Genomic DNA, 15,157 nt, shown 5'->3' on the forward strand with positions numbered 1-15,157 from the left:
TGATCCGGGGTTGGCGTTGATGTTCGGTGTGACGAAAGCCATTGCAGCCAGCCTTCGCCGCTCGGTTGTCGCGGTCGCCCTTGCCGGGACAGTACTTGGCGGCTGCGCCTCCGGCGATACCGGCACCGCCGAGGTGTGGGATCCGCTTGAGACCCCGAACCGCTTCATCTTCTCGATCAATCGAGTCGTCGACATCATCGCGCTGCGGCCGCTGGCGGTCATGTACCGCGACCTGCTGCCCGACCGGGCGCAGACCGGTGTTCGCAACGTGCTCGACAATCTCGGCGAGCCGGTGACGGCCATCAACGAGGTCTTTCAGGGCGACCCGAATCGCGCCGCCACCACCATGGCGCGCTTCCTGGTGAATTCGACCATCGGCGTCGCCGGCATCTTCGACGTGGCCTCGAGCTTCGGGCTCGAACGCACCAAGGAGGATTTCGGCAAGACGATCGGCCTGTGGGCCGGTGTCGAGCCGGAGAATGGCGGCTTCTATCTGATGCTGCCCGCCTATGGTCCTTCCAACGCGCGCGACGCCACCGGCCTGATGATGGACTATCTGGTCGATCCGTTCCGCATCCTTACCTACAATCTGGCGGTCGACTGGGATATCTACCAGGCGGCGCGCTACGGCATGAATGCCGTCGACTACCGGTCGCGCACCATCTTCGCGCTCGACGATCTCGAGAAGAACAGCGTCGACTACTACGCGGCGCTGCGTTCCGCCTACACGCAGAACCGTGCCGACCAGATCCGCCAGAAGCGCGAGAAGACGAACGCGGGCGCGGAGCTGGAACGTCGCGACAACCTGGCACTGGTTCGCTAGGGCAACGCTCCCGGTCGCGGGTGCGTTGATCCGGCGTCCGCGCTAAAACGCCTTTCCCAAAATTCGTCATAGGAGTGCACGGTGTCGAAGCTCGCCTCTCGTCGTGTCGTGTTGCAGCTTGCCGCCGCTGCCGCCCTGTTCGCGGCCGTCCCCGTCGCCGGGCCGGCCTTTGCCGCCGATCCTTCACAGATCGTGCAGAGCACGGCCCAGCAGGTCATCGAGATCGTGAAGACCAAGACCGGTGCCGACCGGCAGGCCGCGATCCTGGCCGTCCTCCAGACCAACTTCGACATGCCGGCCATGGCGCGCGCGGCGCTCGGCACCCACTGGAACCAGGCGACCGAGAGCGAGCGTGCGCGCTTCGTCAAGGCCGTCGCCACCGCGGAAGCCAAGGCCTACAGCGAGCGGTTCGGCCAGTATGGTGGCCAGACCCTGACCATCGGCAAGGTGACGCCGCGCGCCAATGGCGTAACGATCGTCGACAGTCGCCTGAACCAGACGACCGGCCAGCCGATCAAGCTCGAATGGGAGGTCCGCAACGACCGCATCGCCGACGTAAAGGTCGAGGGTGTCAGCATGGTCATGACTAGACGTTCGGACTACAATTCCTACATCCAGAACAACGGCGGCAAGGTCGAGCCGCTGGTCAAGGAACTGGAAGCCCGGGCGGCCAAGTAGCCCGATTGCGCGTCTGAGGCGCCCGGCGTAGCCTTCCCCCCGGGGAAGCGTATCGAGCGCACCGTGGGCGTCGCAGGGGCGAATGCGGAGCGGAGGAGAGCGCCATGGATAGCGCGATTGCCAAGAACCCGACCGAGTTGCGCTCGGTCGATCCGGTCTGGGACCGGATTCGCGAAGCAGCCCATGCCGCTGCCGCCGCGGAGCCCGTGCTTGCCGGCACTCTCCACGCCACGATCCTGAGCCAGCCGCGTTTCGAGAATGCGCTGAGCTATCATCTGGCGCGGCTCGTCGGCACCACAGAGGTGCCTGCCGCGCTGATCCGCCAGACCTTCGACGAGGCCCTTGCGGCCGATCCGGATATTGGCCTCGCTGCCCGCGCCGACATCGTGGCGGTCGCCGACCGCGATCCCGCCTGCACGTCCCATCTCGATCCACTGCTCTGGTTCAAGGGCTATCACGCGCTTCAGACCTATCGCGCCTCGCACTGGCTGTGGACGCAGGGGCGCCGCACGCTCGCCCACTTCCTGCAGAGCCGGTCGAGCTCGCTGTTCGGCCTCGACATCCATCCCGGCGCGGTGATCGGCAAGAGCATCTTCATCGACCACGGCACCGGCGTCGTGATCGGCGAGACCGCCGTCGTCGAGGACGGCGTCTCCATGCTGCACGGTGTCACCCTGGGCGGCACCGGCAAGGAGCGTGGTGATCGGCACCCCAAGGTGCGCCGCGGCGTGCTGCTGGGGGCCGGTGCCAAGGTGCTGGGCAACATCGAGATCGGCGCCTGCGCCAAGATCGCGGCCGGCAGCGTCGTGCTCGATCCGGTCCCGGCCGGCTGCACGGCGGCTGGCGTCCCCGCCCGCATCATCGGCTGCGTCGACGTGCCGGAACCCGCGCTCGACATGGATCATCGGATCTAGGAACGCCCTTCGACAGGCCGCTTGAGCGTTTGTCGTCGCCGTCCATAATCGGACGGGGGAATCAGATCATGCATCACAAGTTCCGCGGTCTCGCGCTCCATCTCTGGACGGTCGACACGACGCCGTTCGAGGAGGCGCTGGCGGCCGCGAAGGCCGGCGGTTTCGACGCGGTCGAACTGCGCCGCGTCGACTTCATGCGCGCGCGGGAGCGCGGCCTGTCGAACACCGAGGTGCTGGGCTGCGTCAAAGGCAATGGACTTCCCGTGAGCGCCGTCGGCTGCGAGTACGGCTGGACCTTTGCCGCCCCGCAGGATCGCGAGCGGCTGTTCGCCTCGCTGGAGGAGGCCTGCGAGCGGGCCGTCATGCTGGATTGCGCGACGGTGATGAGCGGTATCGGACCCGGCACGGCGTCGCTGGAAGAAGGCGTTGCCAACATCCGCCACGCCGGCGAGATCGTGGCGCGTCACGGACTGCGGCTCGCGCTCGAATATCAGTTCCAGCACCCGATCGTGAGCCGCCTGGAGATCCTGCGCGAGTTGATCGCGTCGGCCGGGCAGAAGAGTGTCGGCCTGCTGCTCGACGCCTATCACCTGCAGCGGGGCGGTCGTCCCGGACGCGGCTTCGAGGACGTACCGGCGGCGGAAATCTTCTACGTGCAGTACAGCGACGTGCCCGATGCGCCGCCCAATGCGGTGCCGCCCGTGGACCGTCTGCCGCCGGGACAGGGCGTGGTGCGCTGGAGCGAGCTGTTCCAGCTGCTGGGCGAGAAAGGCTATGACGGCTGGGTGAGCTACGAAGCGCCCAATCCCGCGCACTGGGCTCGTCCCGCCACCGAGGTCGCGCGCGACGGCGCGGCGGCGACGCGGCGTGCCCTGGAGGCCGCTTTCGCCTGAGCCGCCTGCGACCAGTGGCGGGATGGAGGGCGCGGGCCGGACGCGCTAGGTCTTCGGACGATGGCGCAGAAGAAGAAGACCCCGAGCAAGTCCCGGAAGAGCGCTTCTTCAGGCGCGAAGCCGCCTTCTTCCGGCGCCAGGCCACCCGCTCCCGGCACCAAGCCACGGGCGCGCAAGCCCGCCCCCAGGATTCCCGCGCCGCGGCCGCTGCCGCCGCCGACCACGACGCTCCAGCAGGAACTGCGCATGATGGCGCACAGCGGCGCGCAGTCGCTGCAGAGCCTCATCGTCTTTCTGGCGGTGATGGTGGTGATCGCTGGCATCGGGATCGGTGCCTGGGCGATCCGGCCGGTGCCGAGCTATGCGTCGGAGGAGCAGAAGGCCGGCTCGCCCTTCGACGCGACCTTCACGGCGGAGAATCCCAGTCCCTGGTTTGCGATGAAGGGCCTGAAGTTTGCCTGCGTTCTCGACTATGTGCGCGCCTCGGGCCGCGAACCGACCCTCATCGAGGCGACCGACGTGCGCTTTCCGGCGGGTTCGACCGGCGAGTTGAAGCCCGGCGAGTCTGCGACGTTCAAATGTCCGTTCCGTGCCCTGTTCGGCTTGCCGCCGCTCAACGAGGATTACGGCGTGGTGCAGCGCTCGCAGATCTACTTTCACGCCTCCTACGACCTGCCGTTCATCGGCACGATTCGCCTGAGCCACAACAGCGTGCCGTTCCTCCTCAACACGAGGCTCCTGCCGCCGCGCTGGACGAGCAAGCCGGAGGGCTAGCGCCGTCCCGCGAAAGCCTTGAGACGCCGGGGATCGAAGTGCCTCAGCGGGACATGGCTCGTCGCACCGTCGAGGATCAGCTCGGCCATCGCCTCGCCGGTCGCGGGCGCGTTGAGCATGCCCCAGACGCTGTGACCGGTCGCGACCCAGGCATTGGCGACACCGGGCACGGCGCCGATCAGTGGCAAGCCGTCCTCGGTGACGGGGCGGAAGCAGGCCTGGCGCGCGACGATGGGCGCGGCGGCGAGCGCAGGTGACACGGCGCGACACAGCGCTTCCAGCCGTTCATGCGCGCCGGCGTCGCCTGTGATGTCGGCCGGATCGACCGGCAGCGAGGCGGTGCTCGAGATCGCGCAGGCCCACACCGTGCCGTCGGCCCGCGCGAAGATCTCCGGCGTCAGCGCCTCGCCGCTCGCCTCCTCGTATTCGAGGAACAGGGCTTCGGCCGGCACCGCATCGCCGGTGCGGAAGACGAGACTGTGGCCCTTGAAGCCGTACACGGCGGGCAGCGGCAGCCAGCGCGAGGCCAGGATCGACCACGGCCCCATCGCGATCACCACGCCGTCGGCTTCGACGGTCTCGCCGCTTGCGAGCGTGACGCCACCGATCGCGCCGGACGCGCTCTTCATCAATCCCGTGACGGTCCCGTGGCGCAGCTCCGCCCCATTCGCTTGCGCGGCGCGCATCAACCCGGTGGTGAAGGCGCGCGGCTCGACCAGGGCCGTGGTCTGCGGCGAGCCGATCTGGCCCGTCAGCGTCACGTCAGGCGACAGCCACGGCCGCCCGGCATGCCCTTGCGCGCGCCGGCCCTCGGCGGCGTGTCCGGCAAAGGTCGTGAGCCTTCTGTAGCCCCAGGGATTGCCCAGCTCCTCCGCGAGGCTCGCATGCAGGGCGAAGCTGCGCCGTGCCAGCCGGTCGGTGGCCGTGCCGCGGCACCAGTCGAGCGCCAGGAAGCCGCCTGACTTGCCCGAGGCCGCGCCCCCGACCTCGTGGCGTTCGACCACGACCGGCCGCGCGCCGCGGCGGCTCAGGAAATAGGCGATGGCCGCGCCGATGGCGCCGCCGCCGCAGACGACGATCCGCTTCTCGCTGCTCATGTCCGATCAACCCACGGCCGCACTGGAGGCTGCGTCTCTGGTGCAATATGTTGCGGAGAAATTCGGGAGGAAGCGTACATGAATTGGAAATCGTGGGGACTCGCCGTCTTGGCGGGTATCGCCGGCTGTCTGTCGCTCGCGGCCAGTGTTTCGGCGCAGGCGCCGGTCGGGCAGAAGCCGATCAAGGTGGCGGCGGTCGATTTCGTGCCGGCCTGGGGCGATCTCGACGGCAACGTCGCGCGGCTCGTCCAGGCGGCCGAGCAGGTGGCGCGGCAGGACGTGAATTACGCGGTGTTCCCCGAGACTGCGGTCAGCGGTTATCTGTTCAGCGGGTCCAAGCAGCTCGCGCCCTTCCTCGATACCATTCCCGGCAAGACGACCGCCGCGCTGCTGCCCGTTCTCCAGCGCACCGGCATGTACATGAGCGTGGGCATCGCCGAGCGCGATGCCGCGACCGGTCTCGCCTACAACACCGCCGTGCTGCTGGGGCCCAACGGCATCATAGGCAAGTACCGCAAGAACGGGCTGAACCCGCAGGACCAGAAGGTCTTCGCGCCGGGCACGACCGGTGTCGAGGTGTTCGAGACGCCGATCGGCCGCATCGCGCTGCTGATCTGCTACGACGACACCTACTGGCAATATGGTCGCCTTGCCGCACTGCGCGGTGCCCAGATCATCGCCTGGCATTCGGTATCGGATCGCGTGATGCCGGGCACGCCGCCCGCCGAGGCGACCGGCAACCACTCGACCGTCTCCAACGTCCAGTACCTCAGCGCCCAGAACGGCGTGTGGGTGGTCGGTGCCACGCGCAGCGGTATCGAGACCAACCCGATCACCGGCGGCAAGCTCTACTACAATGGCGGTTCGAGCATCTGGTCGCCGAAGGGCGAGAAGCTGGTGCAGGCGCCGGTGGTGCCGCCCGAGACCCTGGCGCCCGGCCTCGCGGGCGTCTTTGCGACCAGCATCGTCCCGGCCGAAGCCGATGCCGAGCGGACCGCACAGCTCGCGCGCCGCCGTTCCGACCTCTACGTGCCGCTGCTGGCGCTGCATCGCAGCCCCACGGACGGCAACGCCACGACGTCGGTCCGCTCCGTCGCGCTGTCGGCCGCGCAATGGCCCGAGGGACCCTCGCTGCTCGCCTCGGCGCGTCCCGAACCGGGAGAGCTGCTGGTCCTGCCGGAACTCTCGGCGCTGCCGTCGGGTTTGTCCGCGGCCGACATCAAGGCGAAGGCCGAAGTGCGAGAGGGTGCTTTCGAGCAGGCCCTGTCGGCGGCGGCCAAGGCCGGCAGCGGCTTCGTGGTCGGCTCCTATCCCGAGCGCGACGGCGACCGGGTCTATCACACGGTCGTGCTGGCCGGGCCCACGGGAACGGTGCTCGGCCGCTATCGCGCCACGCATCTGTCCGCCGCGACCGCCGCCTGGGCGAGCGCCGGTGAAGAGCCGGTCGTGATCGACACGCCGCTCGGCCGCATCGGACTCGCGGCGGCCGAGGAGCTGCGCGTGCCGGAACTCGGCGGCCTCTACGGCGCCCTGCGGGCCGACATCCTGGCCGCGCCGGCGGGACGGCCGGAGCCGCTCAAGGTGCAGATCGATGCCAAGCTCTTCGCGGTCAACGATCCGCCGACCGGCCGCGCGGATTTCTTCCCCTACGCCTCGGCCAAGCAGAACCAGCTCTGGCTGGTCAGCGGTGGCCGCAGGGTCGGCAATGCGACGGCTGCCGCCATCTATGGGCCCGAACCGGTCGTCGATACGCCGACGCTGACGGCGGCGGCCGGCGAGAGCGTCGTGCGCTACCGCACGCGCGTGCCGGCACCGGGCACCTGGATCAACCAGCAGCAGCTCATCGCCGGGCAGCAATCCCTGCTGTTCGTGCCGCTGGTGATGAAGGACGACAGCGAGTGCCTGAAGCAGTGGCGGAGCCAGGGGACCGGCGCACCGCCCTGCCGCTGAGCGCTCCACCGCAGGGAGAACGGCCGGGCTTGCCGCCCGGCCGGTCCCGACGGCACCATGCCTCCGGATTGCAGCGGGGGCATGAACCATGGACGACTATTACGATCTCGGCGCCTACAAGCGCACCGTCACCACCTCGTCGCCTCAGACGCAGCTCTGGTTCGATCGCGGACTGAACTGGCTCTACGGCTTCAACCACGCCGAGGCGATCAAGTGTTTCGAGAAGGCGCTCGAGACCGATCCCGGCTGCGCCATGGCCCATTGGGGCATCTCCTACGCCGCCGGGCCGAACTACAATCTCCCCTGGCACCGCTACGATCCGGCCGGCAAGAAGCGCGCGCTCGAAGCCTCTTATGACGCCATGCAGCGCGCGCTGGCCGCCGCGCCCAACGCCTCGCCGGTCGAGCAGGCGCTGATTCGTACGCTGCCGGCACGCTACCCGCAGCGCGAGGCGATCGAGGACCAGACGACGTGGGACAAGGCCTTCACGGTCGAGATGCGCAAGCTGTTCCATGCCCATCCGCACGATCTCGACCTGCGCTCGGTGTTCGCCGAGGCGATCATGAACGAGACGCCCTGGCAGATGTGGGACCTCAAGACCGGCCAGCCGACGCCGGGCGCCGGTACCGAGGAGGCGGTCGAGGTGCTGGAGAGTGCCTTCCGCGACATCCCCGCGAGCTGGGACCATCCCGGCCTGCTGCACCTCTACGTCCATCTGATGGAGATGTCGCCGTTCCCGCAGCGCGCACTGCGCGCCGGCGACCGGCTGCGCGACCTCGTGCCGGACTCCGGCCACCTCGTGCACATGCCGACCCACATCGACGTGCTGTGCGGCAACTATCGCGACGTCGTCGTCTACAACCAGAAGGCCGTCGTGGTCGACCGCAAGTACCTCGCGCGCGAGGGAGCGCTGAACGTCTATTCGATGTATCGCAGCCACGACCATCACTTCATCGTCTACGGCGCCATGTTCCTCGGCCAGTACACGCCCGCCATCACGGCGGCGCAGGAGCTGATCGACACCACGCCGGAAGAGCTGCTGCGCATTCAATCGCCGCCGATGGCCGACTTCGTCGAGGGTTATCTCTCGATGAAGCAGCACGTGCTGGTGCGCTTCGGCAAGTGGCGCGAGATCATCGCGCAGGATCTGCCGAAGGATCCCGACCTCTACTGCTCGACCACGGCGATGACGCTCTACGCCAAGGGCGTGGCGCATTCGGTGCTGGGCGAGATCGAGCTGGCCGAGCAGGCGCGCGCCGCCTTCCGCGCCGCCAGGGTGCGCGTGCCCGAGAGCCGGCGGCTGCACAACAACACCATGGTCGACCTGCTGGCCATCGCCGAGGAGATGCTGACCGGCGAGCTGGAATATCGCCGCGGCAACTTCGACCTCGCCTTCGCCCATCTGCGCCGCGCCGTCGAACTCGACGATTCGCTGCCCTACGACGAGCCCTGGGGCTGGATGCAGCCGACCCGCCATGCGCTGGGCGCGCTCCTGCTGGAACAGGGCCATCTCGCCGAGGCGGAAGCCGTCTATCGCGCCGACCTGGGCTTCGACGGCAAGACCAACCGCGCCTGCTGGCATCCCGAAAACGTCTGGAGTCTGCACGGCCTCCACGAATGCCTGACGCGGCGAGGTGAAACGGTCGAGGCGCCGTTGATCAAGGCGCGGCTGGATCTGGCGTCTGCGCGGACGGAATTCCCGGTGCGGGCGTCGTGCCTGTGCCGACGCGAAGCCGCCTAGAGTCTTTCCGATCAAGATTGAATCGCCACCACCAATCCTCATGCTGAGGAGGCCCGAAGGGCCGTCTCGAAGCATGGGCACGAGCACCACGTTTATTGCCCATCCTTCGAGACGCACGCCTTGGGCGTGCTCCTCAGAGGCTGGCCGGAAATGAATTGAATCGATTCAAGCACTTACCTCATGCTGAGGAGCGTCCCATCGGGACGCGTCTCGAAGCATGGGCAACAGGCAAGGTGCGCGTTCCCACCCTTCGAGACGCATCGCTACGCGATGCTCCTCAGGGTGAGGCTATTGGGGCTATTCAAAGCCTCGCGTTTTAGCTGCATTCATTTCCGGCCAGACTCTCAGGATGAGGATGGTGTGTGGGTGAACTTAATGTGGAAAGACGCGAGCAGGCGGTCGAAGTAGGCTTTTCAGAACCCCGGAGAGCAATATTGTTGCGCCGACGGTCGCCCAGACCTGGGATTTCAGGGGGTGCGACATTCGTTTCATTTATTTCGGTTATTTCGTTTGTTTCGTTTATTCGCCAGGACCCCGCTGTTTTCGACGGCCCGTCACCGCTTCGCCGGCGGCAGCACCCTCTGGATCATCGCGAAGAGGAACGCCGTCGTCAGGCCGAACAGCAGCATGCCGTTCACGGCTTCCAGCCCGCCCAGCATCTTCCACTGGTGGGCGAGGTGGATGGTGGTGTCGCCGTAGGTGGTCAGCGCGCCCAGCGAGTAGAGCATGGCCGAGCGGTTGTCGGGGATGGCGCCGAGGTAGCGGAAGGCCAGCGCCCAGATGCCGCCTTCGAGGATGTGCAGGGTCGTCACCAGCGTCACCGCCAGCGCCATCACCAGGGAGAAGGTGAGGGTAACGTGGCGGCCGCGGTCCCGCATCGTGTCGAGCACCTTGTCGACCCGGGCGGTGAAGACCGCCAGGCAGAGGATGTGGATGACGCAGGTGAGCGCGATCAGCGGCACGCCCCACGCCCAGTCGTGTCCCCACTGGACTTCGTTGAGCGGGTTCATGCCGTGCCGCCGTTCCTGCGCCCGCCGGCCTAGCGGACCAGCGGCTTGTACTTGATGCGGTGCGGCTGGTCGGCGTCGGTGCCGAGGCGCCGGTGCCGGTCGAGCTCGTAATCCTGGTAGTTGCCCTCGAACCACTCGACATGGCTGTCGCCCTCGAAGGCCAGCATGTGGGTGGCGGTGCGGTCGAGGAACCAGCGATCATGCGAGATCACGACGGCGCAGCCGGCGAACTCGACCAGCGCCTCTTCGAGCGCGCGCAGCGTGTCGACGTCGAGATCGTTGGTCGGCTCGTCGAGCAGCAGGACGTTGGCGCCGCTCTTCAGCATCTTGGCCAGGTTCACGCGGTTGCGTTCGCCGCCCGAGAGCTGGCCGACCTTCTTCTGCTGGTCGGCGCCCTTGAAGTTGAACGAGCCGCAATAGGCGCGGCTGGACACTTCCTTGGTGCCGAGCTTGATGATGTCGAGGCCGCCCGAAAGCTCCTCCCAAACGCTCTTGTTGGGATCGAGCGTCTCGCGGCTCTGGTCGACATAGCCCAGCTTCACCGTCGGGCCGACCGAGAAGGTGCCGGTGTCGGGCTTGTCGAGGCCGGTGATCATCTTGAACAGCGTGGTCTTGCCCGCGCCGTTGGGGCCGATGACGCCGACAATGCCGCCCGGCGGCAGGTTGAAGGTGAGGTTGTCGATCAGCAGCCGGTCGCCGAAGCCCTTGGAGATGCCCTCGGCGCGGATGACATGGTCGCCCAGGCGGGGGCCGGCCGGGATGACGATCTGCGCCCGGTCGAGCGTCTGCTGGCTGTCCTCCGCCACCATCTGCTCGTAGGCCGCGATACGCGCCTTGCTCTTGGAGCGGCGGGCCGACGGGCTGGTGCCCATCCATTCGAGCTCGCGCTGCATGGTGCGGCGGCGGGCGTCGGCGGTCTTCTCTTCCAGCTCGAGGCGCTTGTCCTTCTGCTTCAGCCAGGAGGAGTAGTTGCCTTCCCACGGGATGCCGGCGCCGCGGTCGAGTTCGAGGATCCAGCCGGCGACGTTGTCGAGGAAGTAGCGATCGTGGGTGACGGCCACGACGGTGCCGGGGAACTCCGCGAGATGGCGTTCCAGCCAGGCCACCGACTCGGCGTCGAGATGGTTGGTCGGCTCGTCGAGCAGCAGCATGTCGGGCTTGGAGAGCAGCAGGCGGCACAGCGCCACGCGGCGCTTCTCGCCGCCCGAGAGCTTGGTCACGTCGGCGTCGGAGGGCGGGCAGCGCAGCGCGTCCATGGCGATCTCGACGGTGCGGCCGAGGTCCCAGCCATTGCCGGCGTCGATCTTCTCCTGCAACTCGCCCTGCTCGGCGATCAGCTTGTCCATGTCGGCGTCGGGGTCGGAGAAGGCGTTGGACACCTCCTCGAAGCGCGCCAGCATCTTGGCCATCTCGCCGGCGCCGTCCATGACGTTGCCCAGCACATCCTTGTTGGGATCGAGGCCCGGCTCCTGCTCGAGCAGGCCGACCTTCACACCCTCGGCCGCCCAGGCCTCGCCGGTATAGTTGTCGTCGCGGCCGGCCATGATCTTGAGCAGGGTCGACTTGCCTGAGCCGTTGAGGCCGAGCACGCCGATCTTGGCGCCGGGCAGGAACGACAGCCAGATGTCCTTCAGGACCTGCTTGCCGCCGGGAAAGGTCTTGTTCAGACCCTTCATCACGTAGATGTACTGGTAGGATGCCATGCTGATTCCTTGATGTGCGGAGCTTGTAGCGGCCCCGCCCAGACGGTTCAATGACGGCGGGGAGAAACGCGCACGCATGCTGGTCGAACCGGCTGTCCTGGCCCTGTCGCTGGCCTATCTGGGGCTGCTCTTTGCCGTCGCCTGGTTCGGCGACCGGCATGCGCGTGACTGGTCGCGGAATTCGGTGGCGCCAGTGGTCTACGGCCTGTCGCTGGCGATCTACTGCACCTCCTGGACCTTCTACGGCGCGGTCGGGCGGGCGGCGACCTCGGGCATCGACTTCATCCTGATCTATACCGGGCCGGTCCTGGTCGTGACCCTGGGCTATCCGATCGTCGCCAAGATGGTGCGGCTGGCCAAGCAGCACAACGTCACTTCGATCGCCGAGTTCCTGGCCTCGCGCTACGGCAAGAGCCGCGCCGTCGGCGTCACCGCGACCCTTTTCGCGACGGTGGGCGTGCTGCCCTACATCGCGCTGCAGCTCCAGGCCGTGTCCTCGTCGTTCCGCACCATTGCAGCACCCTCGCCGTGGGTCGGGGGGGCGCCCGGCGTCGTTCATGCCGACACCTCGCTGATCGTGGCGGCGCTGATGGCGCTGTTCACCATCCTGTTCGGGGTGCGCAACGTGCAGGCCTCCGAGCAGCATCGCGGGATGATGCTGGCCATCGCCTTCGAATCGGTGGTCAAGCTGCTGGCGCTGCTGGCGGTCGGTCCCTTCGTCGTGTGGTTCCTGTTCGACGGGCCGGCCGACATGGTGGGGCGCCTGGCCGAGGCGCCGGCCGTGGCCGAGCGGCTGACGCGCGAGGCCTCGCCGCTCACCTGGGTGGTGATGTCGCTTCTGTCAGGCATGGCCTTCCTCTGCCTGCCGCGCCAGTTCCACGTCGCCGTCGTCGAGCACGACCATCCCGCCAGCCTGCGGACGGCGCGCTGGCTGTTTCCGGTCTATCTCGTGCTGATCAACCTGTTCGTGATTCCGATCGCTGCGGCGGGCCTGCTGCTGCTGGGGCCGAACGTCAGTCCCGATCTCTACGTGCTGCAGCTGCCGCTGATCGGCGGCGAGAGCTGGCTGTCGGCCTTCGTCTTCATCGGCGGTCTCTCCGCCGCGACCTCGATGGTGATCGTGGCCTGCATGGCGCTGTCGGGCATGATCGGCAACGAGCTGCTGATGCCCTACCTGCTCCGGCGGCAGGCCGGCGTCGTGCGCGACATGGGCCCGCTGGTGGTGCTGGTGCGCCGCGCCGCCGTGGTGCTGATCCTGATGGCGGGCTACGCCTACGAGCGCATCATCTCGGGCTACCTGCCGCTCGCCTCGATCGGCCTGATCTCCTTCTGCGCCGTCGCCAACTTCGCGCCCGGCCTCGTGCTCGGCCTGTACTGGCAGCGCGCCCACCGCTTCGGCGTCGTGGCCGGCCTGATCGGCGGCTTCGTCGTCTGGCTCTACGCGCTGCTGCTGCCAACCCTGCGGCAGGGGCTGGGGGCCGACGACGTGCCGGCTGCCCCGTTCATGACCTGGCTGCCGGAGTCGCTCGCCAGCCTCGATCCGGTGCTGCAGGGCTTCCTGGCCTGCCTCACGGTCAACACGGTGCTGCTGGTCGGAGTCTCCCTGCTGGTGCGGCCGGTGGGCCGCGACCGCGAGCAGGCGGATGCGTTCGTGCTGGGTGCCGAGCCGGCGCCGCCGTCGCGGCGGACGCCCGCCGACGCCGCCCGCATCGAGGAGCTGCGCCAGCTGCTGGCGCGTTTCGTCGGCGTCGAGCGCGCGGCGCGCCTCCTGTCGGGCGAGCTGTCGATGGAAACGGCGCTGGCGCGCACCGAGCGCACGCTGTCGGGCACGCTGGGCGCCGCCTCGGCGCGCGTCATCGTGGCGGCCTCGGTCCGGCGCGGCCGGCTGCTGACGCGCAGCGCGCGCGCCATCATCGACGAGGCGTCCGAGGCGATCCGCTACAATTACGAGATCCTGCGCAACACGCTCGACCATGTCGGCATGGGCATCGCCGCCTTCGATCGCGAGGGCCGGCTGGAGATCTTCAACGACCGCTTCACCGCGCTGCTGGCGCTCGACGATGACGCCGTGGCGGTCGGCGCGGCGCCGCGCGAGTTCGGCGCCACCCCGGATGTCGTCGATCTGCTGCGCCGGCCCGAATCGCCGCAGACGCACGAGATCGCCACGCGCGACGGCCGCGTGATCGAACTGCGCCTCGATCCGCTCCCCGAGGACGGGTTCGTTGCCACCTGCAACGACGTGACGGCCCGCGTGCGCACCGCCGAGGCGCTGCGCGACAGCGACGGGCAGCTCCGCCGCGCCGCCGAGACGCTGGAGCAGCGCGTGGCCGAGCGCACGGCCGAGCTCGAAGCCAGCCGCGCCGAAGCGGAGGCGGCCAATCTCGGCAAGACGCGTTTCATCGCGGCGGCCAGCCACGACCTGCTGCAGCCGCTGCATGCCGCGCGCCTGTTCACGGCGGCGATGATCGACCGCGATCCGCGCAACGATCTCGGTGGCAAGATCGATGCGAGCCTGGGCGCCGTCGAATCGCTGCTCGACGCGCTGCTCGATATTTCCAAGCTCGATGCCGGCGCCTTCAAGCCCGAGAAGCGGCCGTTCGCGCTGCAGCCGCTGTTCGAATCGCTCGCGACCGCCTTCGCGCCGACGGCCGCCCGGCATGGCGTCGAGCTGGCGATCGTGCCGACGGGGGCCTTCGTCGACACCGACCCGGCCTTCCTGCGCCGCATCCTGCAGAACCTTCTGTCGAACGCGCTGCGCTATGGTCGGAGCGAGGGCCGGCCGGCGCGGGTGCTGCTGGGTTGCCGCCGCGTGGGTGGCTCGTTGCGCATCGAGGTGCGCGACAACGGGCCGGGCATCGCACCCGACAAGCAGGCCGTGATCTTCGACGAGTTCGTGCGGCTGCAGCCCGAGGACGAGGGGCCGCGCGAGGAGCGGGGGCTGGGCCTCGGCCTCGCCATCGTCGACCGCATCGCGCGCATGCTCGATCTTCCCGTGGGGCTGGCCTCGGCGCCGGGCCGCGGCTCGACTTTCTCGATCACCGTGCCGAGGGCGGCCGCGGTGGCGACGGTGCCGAGTGCCGCGCCGGCGCCGCAGCCGATGCCGTCGATCGAGGCCCAGAGCTTCGTGCTTTGTCTCGACAATGAGGCGCGGGTGCGCGAGGCGATGGCGGCGCTGCTCGGCGGCTGGGGCTGCAAGGTCGCGACCGCGGCGTCGCCGGCCGAGGCGCTCGACGCGGTGGCGCGGGCCGGCCGCCTGCCCGACCTGGTACTGGCCGACCTGCATTTGGACGAAGGCGCCGACGGGCTCGACGCGGTGGTCGCGCTGCGCGAGTCGTGGGGCCGCGCCGTTCCCGCGGCCCTGGTGACCGCCGATCGCGACCCGACCTTGCGTCTGCGGGCGAGGGCGCAGCAGGTCGAGCTGCTGCACAAGCCGGTGAAGCCCGCCTCCCTGCGCGCGCTGCTTCGGTTGAGGAGTTCGGCCGCCGGGCGGTTGACGGCGTAGCCATCAGCCTAGGCGCACTCTGCCGACCTCACCAAAATTGTCATCCCGAGCGTAGCGAGGGACCTTTGCGCT

The 15,157-nt window shown here is 68.5% G+C and carries 11 protein-coding genes; 8 read left to right on the plus strand and 3 right to left on the minus strand.

Annotation, left to right across the window (positions count from 1 at the left end):
- The first annotated feature begins 28 nt into the window (after window positions 1-28).
- The 5 genes from ACP15H_RS00595 to ACP15H_RS00615 all read left to right on the plus strand — a co-directional run bounded on the left by ACP15H_RS00595 (window position 29) and on the right by ACP15H_RS00615 (window position 4,082).
- The gene (locus ACP15H_RS00595) at window positions 29-823 is read left to right on the plus strand and encodes an MlaA family lipoprotein (RefSeq protein ID WP_425064287.1); all 795 of its coding nucleotides are present in this window, start codon (window positions 29-31) and stop codon (window positions 821-823) included.
- 81 nt (window positions 824-904) lie between these two features.
- A complete protein-coding gene (locus tag ACP15H_RS00600) occupies window positions 905-1,501 on the plus strand; it encodes an MlaC/ttg2D family ABC transporter substrate-binding protein (protein ID WP_425064288.1) in 597 nt (198 codons plus the stop codon).
- A 104-nt stretch (window positions 1,502-1,605) separates the two neighbouring features.
- Window positions 1,606-2,415 (plus strand): serine O-acetyltransferase, encoded by an 810-nt coding sequence (cysE, locus tag ACP15H_RS00605; RefSeq protein ID WP_425064289.1) that lies wholly within the window; start codon window positions 1,606-1,608, stop codon window positions 2,413-2,415.
- Between the two features lie 68 nt (window positions 2,416-2,483).
- Complete coding sequence (locus ACP15H_RS00610; protein ID WP_425064290.1) at window positions 2,484-3,308, plus strand: sugar phosphate isomerase/epimerase family protein; 825 nt, start codon at window positions 2,484-2,486, stop codon at window positions 3,306-3,308.
- A gap of 60 nt (window positions 3,309-3,368) precedes the next feature.
- Window positions 3,369-4,082, plus strand: a complete 714-nt coding sequence (locus ACP15H_RS00615; RefSeq protein WP_425064291.1) for a hypothetical protein — start codon at window positions 3,369-3,371, stop codon at window positions 4,080-4,082.
- Here ACP15H_RS00615 and ACP15H_RS00620 read toward each other — a convergent pair.
- The gene (locus tag ACP15H_RS00620) at window positions 4,079-5,179 is read right to left on the minus strand and encodes an NAD(P)/FAD-dependent oxidoreductase (RefSeq protein WP_425064292.1); all 1,101 of its coding nucleotides are present in this window, start codon (window positions 5,177-5,179) and stop codon (window positions 4,079-4,081) included. The two genes, ACP15H_RS00615 and ACP15H_RS00620, sit on opposite strands and share 4 nt — an antisense overlap.
- A 78-nt stretch (window positions 5,180-5,257) precedes the next feature.
- Here ACP15H_RS00620 and ACP15H_RS00625 point away from each other — a divergent pair, with 78 nt between their 5' ends.
- Both ACP15H_RS00625 and ACP15H_RS00630 read left to right on the plus strand, forming a co-directional pair.
- Window positions 5,258-7,129 (plus strand): nitrilase-related carbon-nitrogen hydrolase, encoded by a 1,872-nt coding sequence (locus ACP15H_RS00625; protein ID WP_425064293.1) that lies wholly within the window; start codon window positions 5,258-5,260, stop codon window positions 7,127-7,129.
- Between the two features lie 88 nt (window positions 7,130-7,217).
- Window positions 7,218-8,870, plus strand: a complete 1,653-nt coding sequence (locus ACP15H_RS00630; RefSeq protein WP_425064294.1) for a tetratricopeptide repeat protein — start codon at window positions 7,218-7,220, stop codon at window positions 8,868-8,870.
- 554 nt (window positions 8,871-9,424) lie between these two features.
- Here the strand turns inward: ACP15H_RS00630 and ACP15H_RS00635 are convergent.
- A complete protein-coding gene (locus ACP15H_RS00635; RefSeq protein ID WP_425064295.1) occupies window positions 9,425-9,880 on the minus strand; it encodes a hypothetical protein in 456 nt (151 codons plus the stop codon).
- A 29-nt stretch (window positions 9,881-9,909) separates the two neighbouring features.
- The gene (ettA, locus tag ACP15H_RS00640; RefSeq protein WP_425064296.1) at window positions 9,910-11,583 is read right to left on the minus strand and encodes an energy-dependent translational throttle protein EttA; all 1,674 of its coding nucleotides are present in this window, start codon (window positions 11,581-11,583) and stop codon (window positions 9,910-9,912) included.
- Window positions 11,584-11,659: 76 nt separating this feature from the next.
- On the opposite strand from ettA, the gene ACP15H_RS00645 reads away from it, so the two are divergent.
- Window positions 11,660-15,085: a NahK/ErcS family hybrid sensor histidine kinase/response regulator gene (locus ACP15H_RS00645; protein ID WP_425064297.1), complete on the plus strand. Its 3,426-nt coding sequence runs from the start codon at window positions 11,660-11,662 to the stop codon at window positions 15,083-15,085.
- Window positions 15,086-15,157: the final 72 nt, after the last annotated feature.

It is taken from the genome of Reyranella sp. (assembly GCF_965249915.1).
Lineage (GTDB): Bacteria > Pseudomonadota > Alphaproteobacteria > Reyranellales > Reyranellaceae > Reyranella.

Bases quoted from the DNA above. Each gene is read 5' to 3' on its own strand.
- ACP15H_RS00610 (WP_425064290.1), top strand. From the start codon at position 2,484: ATGCATCACAAGTTCCGCGGTCTCGCGCTCCATCTCTGGACGGTCGAC.
- ACP15H_RS00615 (WP_425064291.1), top strand. From the start codon at position 3,369: ATGGCGCAGAAGAAGAAGACCCCGAGCAAGTCCCGGAAGAGCGCTTCT.
- ACP15H_RS00620 (WP_425064292.1), bottom strand. From the start codon at position 5,179: ATGAGCAGCGAGAAGCGGATCGTCGTCTGCGGCGGCGGCGCCATCGGC.
- ACP15H_RS00630 (WP_425064294.1), top strand. From the start codon at position 7,218: ATGGACGACTATTACGATCTCGGCGCCTACAAGCGCACCGTCACCACC.
- ACP15H_RS00625 (WP_425064293.1), top strand. From the start codon at position 5,258: ATGAATTGGAAATCGTGGGGACTCGCCGTCTTGGCGGGTATCGCCGGC.
- ACP15H_RS00645 (WP_425064297.1), top strand. From the start codon at position 11,660: ATGCTGGTCGAACCGGCTGTCCTGGCCCTGTCGCTGGCCTATCTGGGG.
- ACP15H_RS00635 (WP_425064295.1), bottom strand. From the start codon at position 9,880: ATGAACCCGCTCAACGAAGTCCAGTGGGGACACGACTGGGCGTGGGGC.
- ettA (WP_425064296.1), bottom strand. From the start codon at position 11,583: ATGGCATCCTACCAGTACATCTACGTGATGAAGGGTCTGAACAAGACC.
- cysE (WP_425064289.1), top strand. From the start codon at position 1,606: ATGGATAGCGCGATTGCCAAGAACCCGACCGAGTTGCGCTCGGTCGAT.